The sequence below is a fragment of the Wenzhouxiangella psychrophila genome (assembly GCF_042310375.1).
Lineage (GTDB): Bacteria > Pseudomonadota > Gammaproteobacteria > Xanthomonadales > Wenzhouxiangellaceae > Wenzhouxiangella.
Map to the genome: position 1 here is coordinate 462,086 of NZ_JBHJMQ010000001.1, position 16,571 is coordinate 478,656.

Sequence of the window (16,571 nt, forward strand, 5' to 3'; positions counted from 1 at the left end):
GAACCAGCGAACCAGCGAACCAGCGAACCAGCGAACCAGCGAACCAAACACCACCATTCGGCACCGTATCTTCGCCGAACTTCACCGAACGTGTGGACATTTCCGACTGTATGCGGCACACTCGCCCTTCTTTCAGGGCAGGAGTCGGCATGATGGCCGTTCTCGTCGTTCACGGACCCAATCTGAACCTGCTGGGACAGCGAGAGCCCGAGGTTTACGGGCGCGATACGCTCGACGACATCAATGCCCGCCTGGCGCGGCTGGCGGCCCGCCACGATGTCGACCTGGCGACCTTCCAGTCCAATGCCGAGCACGAACTCGTCGACCGAATCCAGGCGACGGCGGAGGACGGCACGGACTGGATCCTGATCAATCCGGCCGCGTTCACGCACAGCTCGGTCGCCCTTCGCGACGCCATGGCGGCCGTGGCCCTGCCCTTCATCGAAATTCACCTGAGTAATCCGCATCGCCGCGAACCGTTTCGGCACCATTCCTACTTCAGCGACCTGGCCGAGGGCGTGGTCGCGGGACTGGGCGCCGATTCATACCTGCTGGCGCTGCAGGCTGTCATCAACAAGATCAAAGCTTCGGGATAGACCATGGATCTGAGAAAAATCAAGAAACTGATCGAACTGCTCGAGGAATCGGAACTGGCCGAGATCGAGATTCACGAGGGCGAGGAGTCGGTACGGCTGATTCGTCATCACGCCCAGCAGGCGGCCGCCCAGGCCCCGGTATCAGCGCTGCCGCAGCAGCAGGCCGTCGCCCCGCAGCCCGCGCCTGCCGAGTCATCGGAAGGGAACGAAGCGGCGTCCGGCGCCGGTGAGTCACTGCCGGAGGGCGAGGTGATCCGTTCGCCGATGGTCGGCACCTTCTATTCCTCGCCCAACCCCGAATCCGAGGCGTTCGTGAAGGTCGGCAGCAAGGTTGCCTCTGGAGATACCCTTTGTCTGGTCGAGGCGATGAAGATGTTCAACCAGATCGAGGCCGAGGTCAGCGGCGAGGTTGTCGCCGTGCTGGTCGAGGACGGCCAGCCGGTCGAGTTCGATGAGCCCCTGTTCGTGATCCGCAAGGCCTGAGACGTCATGGCACCGTTCAAGAAGATACTCATCGCCAATCGCGGCGAGATTGCGCTGCGCATCCTTCGCGCCTGTCATGCCATGGGCATCCGCACGGTAGCCGTCCACTCCACGGTGGATCGCAACCTCAAGCATGTCGGCATGGCCGACGAGTCGGTCTGCATCGGTCCGGGTCCGGCCAACCAGAGCTATCTCAACGTGCCGGCGATTATTGCGGCCATGGAGGTCACCGATGCGGAGGCCGTTCATCCCGGATACGGTTTCCTGGCCGAGAACGCCGATTTCGCCGAACGCGTCGAAGAGTCGGGATTCACCTTCATCGGGCCGCGCGCGGAGACCATCCGCCTGATGGGCGACAAGGTTTCGGCCATCAATGCCATGCGCCAGGCCGGTGTGCCCTGTGTGCCCGGATCGAATGGTCCGCTGGACGAAGATGATCGGCGCTCGCGCAAGCTCGCGGACGAAATCGGTTATCCAGTACTGATCAAGGCGGCCGCCGGTGGCGGGGGCCGGGGCATGCGGGTGGTCGAGAACCCTGATGATCTGATCAAGTCCATCAGTCTCACGCGCCAGGAAGCCAAGTCCGGCTTCGGCGACGCGACGGTCTATATGGAGAAATTCCTGACCAACCCGCGTCATGTCGAGATCCAGGTGCTGGCGGACTCTCACGGCAACGCGGTGCATCTGGGTGAGCGCGACTGCTCCATGCAGCGCCGTCACCAGAAGGTTATCGAGGAGGCGCCGGCGCCGGGCATCACCGATGAAGAGCGTGAGCGAATCGGCAAGATCTGCACCGATGCCTGCAAGCGCATCGGCTATCTCGGCGCGGGAACCTTCGAGTTCCTCTACGAGGACGGCGAGTTCTACTTCATCGAGATGAATACGCGCATCCAGGTGGAGCACCCCGTGACCGAGTGTGTGACCGGGCTGGACCTGATCCGTGCCCAGATACTGGCTGCCGCCGGCGAGTCGCTGCCGTTCGCTCAGGAGGATGTGCATATTCAGGGCCACGCCATCGAGTGCCGCATCAACGCCGAGGATCCGGAGAAGTTCATTCCGCAGCCGGGTACCATCCAGGCCTTTCACGCCCCGGGCGGGCCGGGCATCCGCGTGGACTCACATATCTATGACGGCTACAAGGTGCCGCCCAACTACGATTCGATGATCGGCAAGCTGATTGCCTACGGCGAGACGCGCGAGGCGGCCATCGAGCGCATGCGCGTGGCTCTCGACGAGATCGTCCTCAGGGGCGTGGTGACCAATATTCCCCTGCACCAGCGCCTGATGCGCGACTCCGGCTTCCGCCAGGGTGGTACCAACATCCACTATCTCGAGAAGCTGCTCAAGTCCTGAGTCCGTCGAGGGATTGGAAAAGCTTTAACCGCGAAGACGCGAAGAGCGCAAAGAAAATACGAAAGACAGAAACCTTGTAACTACGGAAGTCACGGAACACACGGAATCTCGAGTAAAGAACTTCTTTTTCCGTGACTTCCGTGTATTCCGTGGTTTCTTTGCGTCTTAGCGGTTAATTGCTTTTGATGTTAGCTGGTCAGCGGCAAGGCACCAAACGCTGCATGGGCGACGAGGTGGCCCAGGCGGTCGAGGTCGGGAATCACCGCTTCGCGGCCTTCGACTTCGGCCCGGCCTGCGACCGCGATCGGGTTGGATTCCGTCGGGATTTCCTCGAAGTTGTCCTCGGTGATCGTTACCAGCCTGGGATGGCCCTGCGTGACGAGCGCCATGTAGGGCATGCGGTCGGTGTCGATCAGGGTCTTGAGGATACAGATACGAGCGCCGTTGAGGTCTTCCCCGTCGGATTCCTCGATCAGGCGCGAGTAGCTGATCACCGGCACCTGCCAGCCGTGCCAGAGTATGGTGCCCAGCACCCAGTCGACAGCCTCGGGAATCGGGTCGGGTTCGGAAAACCCGACCATTTCGGCCACGGTGGCGTTGGGCAGCAACAATTCGACGCCGGTTACGGGAACCAATACGCTGCGAATTTCGGTTTCGGACATGGCTGATCTTATCCTTGGGGCACGGGCATGCGGAGCCGACCGAAGACTTCCTCGATGAGATCGCCTTCCTGGTAAGGCTTGGTCAGGTAACCGTCGACGCCCAGTTGCTTGGCGTGCTGACGGTGTTTCTCGCCGCTACGTGAGGTGATCATCACCATCGGAACATCCTTCAGGCGCGGATCGTTGCGCACATGGGTGGCGAGTTCGTAACCGTCCATGCGCGGCATCTCGATATCGAGCAGGATCAGGTCCGGTACGCGTTCGAACATGGATTCCACCGCATCCAGGCCGTCGCGGGCGGTGACCACCTCGAGCCCACGGTGTTCGAGCACGCGGGCCGTCACGCGACGCATGGTGATGGAGTCGTCGACCACCATGACCAGCGGCGTGCGCTTGACCTCTTCGGCGCGTTCGGCGCGTTCGTACTCGGCTTCGTGACCGGGCAGCAGGTTCTTTTCGAAGGCGCGGCGAATCAGCGGGCCCATGTCGAGGATCGGCACGACCTGGCCGTCGCCGGTGATGGTGCCACCGAGAATGCCGGTGATCGAGCTGATCTGCGGACCCACGGGCTTGATCACGATCTCGCGGTGGCCTTGCAGCTCGCTGACGCGCAGGGCGGCCCGGTGTTCACCGGACTCGATCATCAGCAGTGAAAGCGTGCTTTCGGGCAGATCCTCGACGTCGAAGCCGAGCTGAGTTTCGAGCTCGATCAGGGGGTATTCTTCGCCAGCGTATTCCTGGTGCGGGTCGCTGGAGTGAACCTGGCGCTCCCACTCCGAAGCGAGCATTCGCGTGACGCCACGTACGGCCTGCAACGGTATGGCGAACTGTCGGTCGGAGACGCGCACCATGATGGCCTGCATGACCGTCAGCGAAAGCGGAATGCGGATGGTGAACAGCGCGCCCTTGCCGGGTTCCGAGTCGGCGCGGACGCTACCGCCGATCTGTCGTACTTCGTTGGCGACCACGTCCATGCCGATTCCTCTTCCGGCCAGTTCGCTGACCTGATCGGCGGTACTGAAACCGGGCCTGAAGATCAACTGGGCGAGTTCGCGATCGCTGGCGCCTTCCGGGTCGGCCAGCAGGCCCTGATCGACACCCCGCTTTCGAATGGCGTCCAGGTTGAGACCGGCGCCGTCGTCACGCACGCGCAGGACCAGCTCCGTGGCCTCGCGGCCGACGTCGATGTGGATGGTGCCGGTCTCGGGCTTGCCGGCATCGCGTCGCTTCCCGGGCGTTTCGATGCCGTGGGAGACGGAGTTGCGCAAGAGGTGCTCCATCGGCGCGGTAATACGATCGAGCACCGAACGGTCGAGTTGGCCATCGCCCTCGATATCGACATCGAGATGTGCCTGCTTGTCGAGCTCGCGGGCGGCGTTGCGAACCACGCGCCGGAATCTTGGCAACAGCGTGTTGAAGCCCACCATGCGGGCCTGCATCAAGCCTTCCTGCAATTCCGTGTTCACCCGCGACTGCTGCATCAGCAGTGTTTCCGACTGCCGCGTGGCATCGTCGAGGATGCTGGTCAGGCTGGTGAGGTCATTGACCGACTCGCCCAGGGCTCGTGAAAGCTGCTGGATGGTGGAGTAGCGGTCGAGTTCGAGCGGGTCGAAGGCCTCGTCGGCCGGGCCGTGCTCGCGTTCGTAGCGGGCCAGAATCTGGGCTTCGGTTTCTATTTCAAGCTTGCGCAGCTGGTCGCGCAGGCGGATGACCGTCTCGTCGACTTCCGCCACGTTGCTGCGGAAAACGTTGACCTGTTCTTCCAGGCGTGAACGGAAAATGCTGATCTCGCCGGCGAAGTTGACCAGGTCGTCGACCAGGTTGGCCGGCACGCGCAGGGTTTCGGTACGTGCAACCTGGGCTTCCTCGGCCTGTTCGGGGGCGGCTTCGTCCTGTTCTGCCAGCTCGGGGAGGGCCTCCGTTTCCTCGAGCTCCTCGGCCTGTTCCGGGAAGAGCCCACCGCTGGGCCGTTCGGGCATCGGTTCGCGCTTCTCGACGGCCTCGACCATGGCATGCAGGTGATCACAGCCCGCTTCGAGCGCGTCGATACGTTCGGGGGTCGTTCGGTGCAGGCCGGCGGCAATACCCTCGAGCAATTCTTCCATGACGTGGGCCACCGAGCCGATCGGGTCGAGCCCGACCATGCGCGAACTGCCCTTGATGGTGTGCAGGTCGCGCTGCAGGCTGGTAACCAGCGCCTTGTCTTCCGGTGTGTCGCGCCACTGCTGGAGCGCCTCATCGGCATGTTCGAGCACTTCCCCGGCTTCTTCGAGGAAGGCTTCGAGAAGATCCTCGTCGAGATCGGCGTAGAGTTCCTCCGGCTTTTCAGGCTCGGGTTCTGGCTCTGGCTCTGGCTCTGGCTCTGGCTCTGGCTCTGGCTCTGGGGTAGCCTCCGACTCGCCTTCATCGGACTCCGTTTCGGCTTCGGCCGATTCGGGTTCGGGCTCGGGTTCGACTTCTCCCGCCGGTTCATCCGGTTCGGTTTCAGTTTCAGCCTCGGCTTCTTCTGCGGCCGCGTCCCGCGAATCGAAATCGGCTGATTCCGCGTCGTCGTATTCCGGCTCGGTCTCAAGCTCGGAGTCAGCTTCCAGTCCGGCGCCCTCGGCCGCTTCGGGCGCGATTTCTTCGTCGGCCTCCAGGTTTTCGTCGGCCATCTCTTCAGCCGCTTCCTCGATCGCGTCCGAAGCTGCCTCGTCCAGGCCGAAGATGTCGTCGTCATCGCTTTCGATGCTCGGTTCTTCGGCGTCCGAGCTGAACATCGGCTCGGCTTCAGCCGGCGCCTCGGTAGATGACACGGCCGTTTCTTCAGCAGATTCGGGTGGAAGCGAAGGCCGTTCGATCTCGGTCCGGTCGCGATAGGCCAGGCCATGCAGCCGGCGCAGTTCAGTCGATAGTTCTCCGGTCTCGAACTCCTCGTCCTCGACGGATTCGCCCTGCAGGCGGTCCAGTCGTTTGTGGAACAGCTCCTGGCACTCGAGAATCACATTCAGGCCGGCGTCGTCCGGCGCTTCGCCGGAGTGGGCCAGTTCCTCGAGATACTGTTCGAAGATCTGGGCCGTATCATTCTCGTTGCCGATGGGCGCCAGGCGCATGGTGCCCTTCATGGTGTGAACCGCCCGGACCAACTGGTCATCCACCAGCTGCGGCACGTCGGCTTCCTGCGTCCGGTCGGCCCATTGATCAAGCGTTTCGAGGTTTTCCGACAATTCCTTGATCATCAATTCGATCATCGTCGGATCGAGGCCTTCCAGCTCCGCGTTCCGGGCCGTTGCGGCGGCCGTTGCAGCAGCAGCCTCGCCGGACGCGACTTGTTCGACGTGCGCCGCGAGCTCCGAGCAGGCGGCCTGGTCGTATTCCTGCTCTCCCTGGCCGCTGAGGCGCGCTCGCATGCTCGGCAGCATGCTTACCGCCGACTCGACCAGGTCGATTACGCCGGGCTCGGGATTGACCTGGCCCTCCATGACGCGGTTCATCAGATTCTCGACCTGCCACGAGAATTCGCCGATCTCCTCGGCGCCGGCCATGCGGCCCGAGCCCTTCAGGGAATGGAACGAGCGACGGATGGTGGTGAGGGTATCGTTGTTGTCGGGTTCCTCGCGCCACTTCGGCAGCATGTCCTGGAGCGTCTCGAACTCCTGGTCGAACTCTTCCAGGAAGATCTCGACGATATCGAAATCGTCCATGCCGCCCATCATGCCGAGCGCTTCGTCCGCGGGCGCTTCTTCGGTCTCGCCCGTTTCGGGCTCGGCGATCTCTGGCGCTTCCTCGCTCGAAGGTTCGGCGGCTTCTAAGTCGGGTTCCTCTTCGGTCTCGGGTTCGGTCTCGGGCCCGGCTTCTGCAGCCGATTCGAAATCGCTTGCGAAGTCGAGCCCCTCGTCGATTTCGAAATCCGGCTCTTCGGAGAGTCCCGAATCGTCCGTTCCGGTTTCCCCGTCCGTTGAAGCTTCGGGTTCGGCTTCCAGCGTACCCTCTGCGGTATCCACGACGCCTTCGGCGCCCGGCCAGTAGCCCAGTTCCTCGAGCCGCTGGCGTGTATTGGCAAAGTACTGGCGACCTTTTTCGTCAAGCCGCGTCTGGGCGTCGAAATAGAATTCCGAGACCGTCAGGGCTTCGGCCAGTGTTTCCAGGCGTTCTTCGGACGCCTCGTCGCTATCGATCAGCTGATCGTCGATCAGGTGCGTAGCGGCCACCAGCATGCCCCCGCCGTCCTTAAGACCGGCCATGTAGAGAACATGGCCGATCCGGTCGAGCATTTCGCGTGCTTCACCGGCGGCATCGGGCTCCGCCTTGCCGCGGTTGACGGCATCGAGCAGGCTCTTGGCATGGGAGAGGTCTTCCCCGGCCTCGTGGAAAACCTGCCTCAGTACGCGCCGCCACTCCGAGGGCGGAAGCAGCGTCGCCGTGCTCTCGTCATCCTCCTGGCTGGCATCGGACTCGATTGCGCCCTGGTTTTCTTCCAGCTGGGACTCGACGATCAGCAATTCGCGCGCGACCGACAGCAGGGCTGGATCCTCCGGGTCGGAGCCCAGGTCGGCGAGGCGGTCTGCTTGTGCGTGAATACGCTCGGCCAATTTATCCAGGCCGAGCATGGCCAGCGACTGGCCCACAGAGCCGAGCAGTTCGGTCTGCTTTTTCAGCAAGTCGGGATCGGCGGAACCTTCGAGTTGCGTGCCGAGCGTGTCCTTGATCTGGGCCAGGTCTTCTCGAGCCGCCTGGGTGACGGCGGCAAACAGGCCGCGATTCTTTCCCGCCAGGAATGCGCGCGCCTGGCCGGCCGCATCCGGTGCGTGCTCGTCGAGTCGGAAGGCCTCATGAGCCTCGACGGCCAGGTCATTGGCGGGGCGGTGCATCGCCAGGTTGAAAAGGAAGCTGCGGCAAAGCGCATCGGCCGATTCGTCGACTTCGTCGCTGCCTTCGGCAAGGGTCTTGAGCAGGGCGTCGAGGCGTGCGTACAGGCGGGCCATCGTCGGATTGCTCTGCAGCTCCCCGCCCTGCAGCGAGGCGGAAACAGCCGCCGCCGCCCATCCGGTGCGGCGGGCGGAAGCAGGTAACTCGGCGCTGTCGCGCATGGTCAGGCCGATGCGCGTCAGTTCCGAGAGTGCATCCTGGTCATCGTTGTTGACGAGGAATTTGCCCAGGGCTTGCTGAAAGCTTCGGCGCAAGCCGGCGGTGGTGTCCGTCCTGTCGCCTTCGGGCAGCTCGACATGCCCGAGCTGCGGGTGGAAAAACTCGGATTCGTCGAGTGGCGTGGCGCCGACGACGGCACGCAGATTGTTGATGGTCGGCAGCAGCACCAGCGGGGCGTCGCGCTGGGTGCTCTCGAGGTAATCGAGGTAGTCCGGCAGGGTGGCCGTCGCCTCCATGAGCGCGTTGAGTGCCTCTTCCTCGCGCCCGAAGTCGTCCTTGCGCACGGCCTCGAGCGCTTCGACCATGGCGTCGCCGAGGAGGTTTCCGCTTTCGAACTCCAGTACCGACAGGCTGCCGGCAATGCGCCGGCTGGCCTCGATCGCCTTGTCGAGATCGGCTGGATCGCGCTCGGTCCCGGCCTCGCTCCACTGCTCGATCGACTGGAGGATCTCCTGGCCGAGTTCATCGATCAGCGGACGGGTCCACTGCAGGGACTGGTGGGTGCTCGAGCTGCTCATGTCGACAGGTTTTTCAGCGGGCTGCAACGCATCTGTTTCGGCCTCCGGGGGTTGCCGTCGCGACGGCGGGCGCAGAATGCGCCGGCCGCCGGCGGTCGATCATTCCTCGTCTTCGGGCAGCTTGAAGTCGGCCACCGAATCGCGCAGGTCGCGTACCAGCTCGGCGAGGTTGGCCACCGACTTGGCGGTCTGCCCGGTACCTTCCGTGGTCTGGATGGAAATATCGCGAATCGAGTTCATCATCTCGGCGATGCGCGTCGCGTTCTTCGACTCGGTCTGGGCCTGCTTGGAAATCTCGGCAATCAGGCCGGCAAGGTCGTTCGACACGTTTTCGATGGACTCCAGCGCTTCACCAGCATCTTCGGCCAGTCGCGCACCGGAAACCACCTGCGAGGTCGTTTGCTCCATCGAGGTAACCGCCTCCGAGGTGTCGGCCTGAATGGTCTGCACCAGGGCCTCGATTCGGCGCGTCGCGTTGGTGGCGCGTTCGGCCAGTCGTTGAACCTCGTCGGCAACGACCGCGAAACCGCGGCCTGCGCCGCCGGCCGAGGCGGCCTGAATGGCGGCGTTGAGGGCGAGCACGTTGGTCTGCTCGGAGATGCCGTTAATCAGTTCGACGATGTCACCAATTTCCTGCGAGGACTCGCCCAGGCGTTTGATTCGCTTGGAGGTCTCCTGAATCTGGTCTCGGATGTTGTCCATGCCCGAGATCGTCTGGCGCACCATGTCGGCGCCGCGGTTGGCGATCTCGACCGAGTTCTGTGCCACGTCGGCCGATTCGCTCGAACGCTTGGCCATGTCGTCGAAGGACTGCGCCATTTCGTTGATCGTTTCGGTCGCCGAGCGAATTTCCTGGGCCTGATGCTCGCTGGCCTCGGCCAGCTGGGTGGTGGTTGCCCGTGTTTCCTGGGCCTGGGCGGCCACCTGTTGGGCCGTGGTGTTGACGCCGGAGACCAGGTCGCGAAGGGCCTCCACGGCGTAGTTGACCGAGTCGGCGATCGCCCCGGTGACATCCTCGGTCACGGTCGCCTGCACGGTCAGGTCACCATCGGCGAGCGAGGACATTTCATCGAGCAGTCGCAGAATGGCTTCCTGGTTTCGCTGGTTGACTTCGGCGGTCCGCTTGGCGGCACGGCGCTGCTGGAAGTAGGCGCCGGCACCGATCATGAACAGGATGAACAGGGCGGCGGCGGCAATCGCCAGGCCAGCCAGCATGGAAGGCCAGATCACGCCTTGGCCGAGATTGGCGTAATCTTCGGCCAGTTCCCGTGCCTGATCGGTAATGTCCTGTGAATCGAGGAAGATCTCGTCGGATGCTTCACGCACCTCGAAAAGGTCGGTCGAGGCGGTCAGGATGGTGTCGACGTCGTAGCGGACTTCCTCGAAGATCGGCACGACATCGGCCAGGGCCTCCATCACAGTGCTGTTGCGAACTGCTTGCAGGCCGAGCTCCTCGTCGCCGTTGATGAGGCCCTCGAGTACGCGGTTGAACAGGCTGGCGTCGCGGCTGAACTGGTCGGCGGCCGTGATCGCTCCCTGCCCGCCGTCGAGAATGGTGTTGACGCGCCGCAGCATGCGGTCGGCCAGGGCGAGCTGGCGGCTGGCCACGTAGATCTGGACGGTGGGCGCGCCGGTTTCGATCATGCGCCGGACCACTTCGTCCGACTGGGCCTGCAGGCGCGGGATATTGCTTGAGAAGGCGGACGCGGATTCGCCGAGCTCCACCACCAGTTCGGAGCGATTGAGGATGCTCGTGGCGTTTTCATCGATCCCCGACCAGATTTCCTCGAGCGTCGACAGCGGCGCGTCGACCCGGTCGGGCGACGGCGGCAGCCCGGTTTCGGGATCGCCGTTGCGCAGCGTATTGATCGACTCGTCGATGATGTTGCGCGTGCGGCCGAGTTCGTCGAAGGCCTCGAAGTTACCGACAGCGGCCTCACCGGCCGCCTTGGCGAGCTGCTGGGCGCGCACCTGAATCTCGGTCGTCAGCCCGAGATACTGGGTCTCCTGGACATTTCGCTGGTTGAGCAGGTAGAAGTTGTAAGCCACCAGGCCCAGCAGGATCACCAGCAGGATGAACAGCAGCGCCTGTGTGCGAGAAAGTCGCTGCTGTGTCGTTTGTGTCGCGACGCTACTCATGCCTTCACCTCATTGTTGAATGCTTCGGAGCACCCGGTAGCCAGGCCCAGCGGCCAGGTGCCTTGTCCATCTGCTGCGGTTTGAATCAGTCCCCGGGCTTGGTGCCGGTGCAGGTTGTGTTGGTTGTGATCGTGCACTTTTCCGTCCCCTGGGTTCAGTCGTCTCGGGCGCCGTTGATGAATTCCTGGTTGCGCTGCAGCTCATCGAGCCTGAGCACCCCCCAGGTACGTTCACTGGTTTCGAACTGCTGCGAGACCAGCCCCGAAAGCGGTGTGTCGTTCCAGCCGGCTTCGTCGCCGAGATCGTCGGTGTGAAAGTGGCGCTGGCCGAAGACTTCGTCGACGACCAGGCCGGCCAAACGGCCCTGCATGCGGGTGATGATCAACCGCGTGCGGTTGGTGACCGGCGTGCGGCTGCCGAACAGGTACCAGCCGAGATCGGAGACCGGCGCCAGGTTGCCGCGTACGTTCGCGATGCCCAGCAGCCATTCCTTCGCGCCCGGGATGGGGGTGTACGGGGGAAAGGCGATGATTTCCTCGACCTGTTCGATCCGGCAGGTCAGATAATGATCCCCGAGCCGGAATACGACCCCGTCCCAGTTGCTGATCTGCTGCTGGCGGGCGGCTTCACCGACATCGTGTTCGAGACTGCGCTTCTCGTATTCGGCCAGACGGGCGAACAGCGAAATGCGGCCGGATTCGGTGGCAGTCGCGAGTTGCTGGTCCCCTTGCATCGTCCCTCTCGAATCTCCTCTGACGGCCACCTTCAGGCCGCTTTAGTCCGCTCGCGCTGCTGGCGCACGGCCGTGAGCAGCTCGTCGCGCGTGAATGGTTTTGTGAGGTAGTGGTCGGACCCGACGATACGCCCTCTCGCCTTGTCGAACAGGCCGTCCTTGCTGGTGAGCATGACCACGGGTACATTCTTGAAGCGCGCGTTGTTCTTGATGATGGCGCAGGTCTGGTAGCCGTCCAGACGCGGCATCATTATGTCCACGAAAATCAGATCGGGTTCGTGCTTGTGGATCAGTGCCAGGGCTTCGAAACCGTCGTTGGCCGTGATGACCTCGCAGCCTTCCTTGTTGAGCATGGTCTCGGCTGAACGACGAATGGTTCGGCTGTCGTCGATCAGCATGATCTTGAGACCGCCCAGATCGGTCGCCCCGTTACCCCCACTGTCCGTGTTCTGCTCTGCGCTCATTCTCTACCCGATGCTGCTGACATATAGACCCTAAAGCTCTGACGGCCTAGGTTAGTCTATCTTCTACGGATTTGCCAATCCAGTAGAATTGTGTCACAGAAGTCCATGGGAATACAGATATTTCTCCGATTCCCGGACGCCGATCAACGCCCCTGGTGCAAGCCAGTCTGACCCAACGGAGCCTGCATGCGCAAGAACCTCGTCGTGGTGATGGATGACATTGCCGCCATCAAGATCGTCAAGGACACCACATTTGCCATGCTGCTTGAGGGGCAGCGCCGCGGCTACCAGATGTGGTATCTCGGCGATACCGACCTGTATCTCGACGGTGCCCGGGCATGCGTGCGCATGCGCTCGATTCGGGTGCAGGATGACGCCGACAACTGGTACGAGCTGGGCGAGACGGTCGACCGGCCGCTGGGAGACGACGATCTGGTGCTGATGCGCGCCGACCCGCCCGTGGACAACAACTACCTGATGGCCACCTACTTGCTCGAGCAGGCCGAGCATGCCGGGGCCCGGGTGGTCAATCGGCCGCGCTCGCTGCGCGATTTCAACGAGAAACTGGCCATCGCACGCTTCCCGGACCTGATACCGGAAACGCTGGTGAGCGCGAATGCAAAGCGGTTGCGTGATTTCGTTGGCCAGGCCGGGCGGGCGGTGCTCAAGCCGCTCGACGGTATGGGCGGCAAGAGCATTTTCCTGCTCGATCGCGACGACCGCAATTTGAACGTCGTTATCGAGACGTTGACCGACAATGGTCAGCGGCTGGCGATGGCGCAGGAATTCCTGCCGGCGATTTCCCAGGGCGACAAACGGATCCTGATCGTCCATGGTCGGCCGGTTGACCAGTTGCTGGCGCGCATTCCCGGGCAGGACGACTTCCGGGGCAACCTGGCGCGCGGCGGGCGTGGCGAAGGCCGGCCGCTGGGCGAAGCCGACCGCGCAATCGCCGAGGCGGTGGGCCCGGTCTTGCTCGAGCACGGCATCGAGTTCGCCGGGCTCGACGTCATCGGCGACCGCCTCACCGAGGTCAACGTCACTTCCCCGACCTGTGTGCGGGAACTGGACGCTCAGTTCGGGATCAACATCAGTGGTGACTTCTTCGATGCAATCGATCCATGAAAGCAGCACGGTCGGCCGCACGCGGTAGCGACTCGCTGGCCATCGCCGTGGCGGTGGCCGTCGGGTTGCATGCAGCCGTCATCGGTCTGGTGCACTTCGAGTTCCTGGGCTCGCGGCCCGACGATGTGCCGAGCAGCCTGGACGTCGTCCTGGTTGATTTCGCCACCGAGGAGGCGCCGGAGGAGGCCGATTTCCTGGCGCAGGAAACGCAGCGCGGCGGGGGGACGGCCGAGGAAATCGATCGCCCGGCCGAGCCGGTGGCCACCAGCCCTGAAGAGGAGGTCTCGCCGGTCGAGCAGGAGGCCGCCGATGCCGCCGCACAAGAGCAGCCCGACCAGGTCGACGAGCTCGTGCAGGTTGAAAGCAGCGATCCGGCGCCGGCCGTGAGTGATGAAACCGAGGTGGATCCGGACGTAGAGGTTTCGACCAGCGAAATTATCGAACAGTCGCGCACGATGGCGCGAGCGTCGACCCAGCGACTCAGCGACGCCGTCGACTATCCCGAGCGCCCCCGCCGGAAGTTTGTCTCGGCCAACACGCGTGAGCATCTCTACGCCGGTTACATGCGGTCCTGGGTCTCGAAGGTCGAGCGCGTGGGTAATCTGAACTATCCCGAGCGAGCCCGGCGCCAGAAACTGGACGGCGCGCTGGTTCTCAGCGTGGATGTGTTCGAGGACGGCAGCATCGGACGGATTCGTGTGCTGCGATCCTCTGGACACGATGTGCTCGACGAAGCGGCGGTGCGCATCGTCCGGCTGTCCGCGCCCTTCGCGCCGTTGCCCGAAGAGATCCGGCGTGAAGTGGACGTGCTGACCATTACACGAACCTGGCAGTTTTCCGGTTCGGGCGTGCTTCGCAGTGGATGATGCGGTTCCGGGGCGCAGAGTTGTTCGGAGGCTCCTTAAGCCCCCATATAAGGGGCGAGTCCGCTGATAGAATGAAAACGTGAGTTATCTGGAGCATCAATTCCTGATTGCCATGCCTGGCATGGAAGACCCCAATTTCATGCGCGGGGTGACGCTGCTTTGCCAGCACAACGACGAGGGTGCGCTGGGTATTACCGTCAACCGCGAGTCCGAGTACGTCCTTGAGGATGTTCTCGAACAACTGGAGCTGCACTGCAGCGACGAGAGTGTTGCCAGCATGCCCGTCTACGTTGGCGGCCCGGTTCACCCCGAGCGGGGCTTCGTGCTGCACAGCGACGACCGCAGCTGGGAGGCGACAGTCGCAGTCGGCGAAGGCATCTGCGTGACCACCTCGCGTGACGTGCTCGAAGCGATTGCCCACGGCGAGGGGCCGAAGAAATTCCTGGTGGCGCTCGGCTATGCCGGCTGGGAGCCCGGTCAGCTCGAGGAGGAGATGCGCGAGAACGCCTGGCTGAACGTGATGGCCTCGGCCGAGATCATCTTCGACTTTCCCGTCAACGATCGCTGGGAACAGGCCGTTTCACGACTCGGCATCGACGTGGCCACCCTGCAGCCGGCGGGCGGGCATGCCTGAAGCGGCCGGCGCGCTGCTGGGCATCGATTTCGGACAGCGTACCGTGGGCCTGGCGGTCGGGCACAGGCTGACCGGCTCCGCCCGCCCTCTCGATCCGATCCGCTATCGCGATAGCGAAAGCCTGATGACGAGTCTCGACAGGGTCGTGCGCCAGTGGCGGCCGGCGCTGATCGTCATCGGCCTGCCGCTGGCCGGAGACGGCAGCGAATCGGACATGAGCCGTCGCGTGCGCGATTTCGCCCTCCGGCTGGAAAATCAGCAGCCGGGCATCGATGTCCGCTTTCAGGACGAGCGCTTGAGCTCGCATGCCGCGGCCGAACGTCACGCCAGTCGCCGCCAGCAAGGGCGGGCCAAACGCAGCGATGCGAAACGGCTCGACAGCGTGGCCGCGGCGGTAATCCTGGAATCCTGGATGGGGGAGAATCCGTGAACGACCGACACCTGCTCAATATCGACCGGCTCGACGATGATGATATCGAGCGCATCCTCAACAGAGCCTGCGCGCTCGCCACGGGCGGCGAGCCCGAGTGCGTGACGGCGACGGTGGCCAACCTTTTCTACGAGCCGAGCACGCGAACCCGCGTATCCTTCGAATTGGCTGCCGGCCGCCTGGGCATGCGGGTGGTCAATATCGAACTCGATCATTCCTCGGCCACCAAGGGCGAGACGCTGGAGGACACCGCGGCGACGCTGGCGGCCATGGGTGTGGACGGCGTGATTCTGCGCCATCCCGAAAGCCATCGTGTCAGTCAACTTGCCGACGTCGTTTCGGGCCTGCGGTTGGTCAATGCCGGCGACGGCACCCACGCCCATCCCAGCCAGGCCCTGCTGGACGCGGCCGTTCTGCGTTCGCGTGGCGTCGATTTCTCCGGGCTGAAGCTGGCCGTGGTTGGCGATATCCGCCATTCGCGCGTGGCCGGCTCCGGCATGCGCCTGTGGCAGCGCCTGGGTGTGTCCGAAATTCGACTGGCCGGTCCGGGCGGGTTGTTGCCCGAGCGCCCGCCGATTCCGGCTGCGAGCCTGCACGACAACCTGGCCGATGCCGTGCGCGGAGCCGATGTCGTGATGATGCTGCGCGTCCAGCACGAACGCATGGACCGTGCCGGTTGGCCCGACCGGGAAAGCTATTTCACCGACTGGGGCCTGAAGGAAGCTGACCTCGCCGATGCCGCGCCGGATTGCGTCGTCATGCATCCGGGGCCGATCAATCGAGGCATGGAAATCGACGCTGCGGTTGCCGACGGTGAACGCTCGCTGATCCTGGAGCAGGTGCGGATGGGGGTTTTTGCGAGGATGGCCATTTTCGAATGGTTGTTCGACTGACGCCAGATTGCCTGCAACGGCGTTTGCCGGTTTGGCGACACCGGAGTCGGTGCCGGTCTCGACAAGTCAAAGGCTGTTTCGCCCGGCTTGCTTCGCAAGCTCTTTCGGCGAGTCACTTTTTTCTCGCGCGAAAAAAGTAACCAAAAGCGCGCTTAAAGGATTGCGGAGGCGCCGCAAGACCAAGCTGGTGTGCGGGCTTCAGTATTTTGCCTGCGTCTTCGCTCTTGCTCGGTCGAATTGGATGGCGTCTTCGGTAGAGTTTCGCCGTAGCCCGCACCTAAACGGTATGACTTCGATAACGCCAACTTTCAGTCGCCATCTGGAAAGCTGGAGATGTGAAGCCGCGCCTGTAGTGTGGGCGCTTCAGCGCCGCTGTTGGCATTCATCGAGGTCGGAGCAGTGGGTCAGGCCACGCCAAGCCTCGAATCGAAGCCCGGATGAATCCGGCCGGGCAAGAGCAAAGCCCCAGCCGTAATCCTGTGAAGCCACTCCGCTGGAAGATTCCTGAGACGTATCCGTCTGTCTTTCAAGCGCGCTTTTGATTCCTT

13 protein-coding genes are annotated in these 16,571 nt (G+C 63.3%); 8 read left to right on the forward strand and 5 right to left on the reverse strand.

The window, feature by feature from the left end; all coding sequences use genetic code 11:
• Positions 1-149 precede the first annotated feature (149 nt).
• Genes aroQ through accC form a run of 3 tightly spaced genes read left to right on the forward strand, consistent with a single transcriptional unit; the run spans position 150 to position 2,432 of the window.
• Positions 150-596 (forward strand): type II 3-dehydroquinate dehydratase, encoded by a 447-nt coding sequence (aroQ, locus tag ACDC66_RS01975; RefSeq protein ID WP_376694993.1) that lies wholly within the window; start codon positions 150-152, stop codon positions 594-596.
• A 3-nt stretch (positions 597-599) separates the two neighbouring features.
• Positions 600-1,079, forward strand: a complete 480-nt coding sequence (gene accB / locus ACDC66_RS01980) for an acetyl-CoA carboxylase biotin carboxyl carrier protein (protein WP_376694994.1) — start codon at positions 600-602, stop codon at positions 1,077-1,079.
• 6 nt (positions 1,080-1,085) lie between these two features.
• Positions 1,086-2,432, forward strand: coding sequence for an acetyl-CoA carboxylase biotin carboxylase subunit (gene accC / locus ACDC66_RS01985; RefSeq protein ID WP_376694995.1), 1,347 nt, complete (start codon positions 1,086-1,088; stop codon positions 2,430-2,432).
• A gap of 188 nt (positions 2,433-2,620) precedes the next feature.
• Here accC and ACDC66_RS01990 read toward each other — a convergent pair whose 3' ends face one another.
• From ACDC66_RS01990 to ACDC66_RS02010, 5 genes are all read right to left on the reverse strand, one after another.
• Positions 2,621-3,094 carry a chemotaxis protein CheW gene (locus ACDC66_RS01990; RefSeq protein ID WP_376694996.1) on the reverse strand — a complete coding sequence of 158 codons (474 nt, stop codon included), beginning with the start codon at positions 3,092-3,094 and terminating at the stop codon, positions 2,621-2,623.
• 8 nt (positions 3,095-3,102) lie between these two features.
• Positions 3,103-8,739 carry a hybrid sensor histidine kinase/response regulator gene (locus ACDC66_RS01995; protein WP_376694997.1) on the reverse strand — a complete coding sequence of 1,879 codons (5,637 nt, stop codon included), beginning with the start codon at positions 8,737-8,739 and terminating at the stop codon, positions 3,103-3,105.
• Between the two features lie 99 nt (positions 8,740-8,838).
• Entirely contained in the window at positions 8,839-10,878 is a 2,040-nt protein-coding gene (locus ACDC66_RS02000; RefSeq protein ID WP_376694998.1) for a methyl-accepting chemotaxis protein, read from the reverse strand.
• A 154-nt stretch (positions 10,879-11,032) separates the two neighbouring features.
• Positions 11,033-11,611 (reverse strand): chemotaxis protein CheW, encoded by a 579-nt coding sequence (locus ACDC66_RS02005; RefSeq protein WP_376694999.1) that lies wholly within the window; start codon positions 11,609-11,611, stop codon positions 11,033-11,035.
• A gap of 32 nt (positions 11,612-11,643) precedes the next feature.
• Complete coding sequence (locus ACDC66_RS02010; protein ID WP_376695000.1) at positions 11,644-12,075, reverse strand: response regulator; 432 nt, start codon at positions 12,073-12,075, stop codon at positions 11,644-11,646.
• Between the two features lie 186 nt (positions 12,076-12,261).
• Here ACDC66_RS02010 and gshB point away from each other — a divergent pair, with 186 nt between their 5' ends.
• The 5 genes from gshB (at position 12,262) to ACDC66_RS02035 (ending at position 16,023) form a co-directional block, all read left to right on the forward strand.
• Entirely contained in the window at positions 12,262-13,200 is a 939-nt protein-coding gene (gshB, locus tag ACDC66_RS02015; RefSeq protein ID WP_376695001.1) for a glutathione synthase, read from the forward strand.
• Positions 13,197-14,066 (forward strand): energy transducer TonB, encoded by an 870-nt coding sequence (locus ACDC66_RS02020; RefSeq protein WP_376695002.1) that lies wholly within the window; start codon positions 13,197-13,199, stop codon positions 14,064-14,066. The genes gshB and ACDC66_RS02020 overlap by 4 nt, the downstream gene beginning before the upstream one ends.
• 112 nt (positions 14,067-14,178) lie before the next feature.
• On the forward strand, positions 14,179-14,700 hold the full coding sequence (locus ACDC66_RS02025; RefSeq protein ID WP_376695144.1) for a YqgE/AlgH family protein: 522 nt from the start codon (positions 14,179-14,181) through the stop codon (positions 14,698-14,700).
• Positions 14,693-15,130: a Holliday junction resolvase RuvX gene (ruvX, locus tag ACDC66_RS02030; RefSeq protein WP_376695003.1), complete on the forward strand. Its 438-nt coding sequence runs from the start codon at positions 14,693-14,695 to the stop codon at positions 15,128-15,130. The genes ACDC66_RS02025 and ruvX overlap by 8 nt, the downstream gene beginning before the upstream one ends.
• Positions 15,127-16,023 (forward strand): aspartate carbamoyltransferase catalytic subunit, encoded by an 897-nt coding sequence (locus ACDC66_RS02035; RefSeq protein WP_376695004.1) that lies wholly within the window; start codon positions 15,127-15,129, stop codon positions 16,021-16,023. Before ruvX ends, ACDC66_RS02035 begins: the two co-directional genes overlap by 4 nt.
• Positions 16,024-16,571 lie beyond the last annotated feature (548 nt).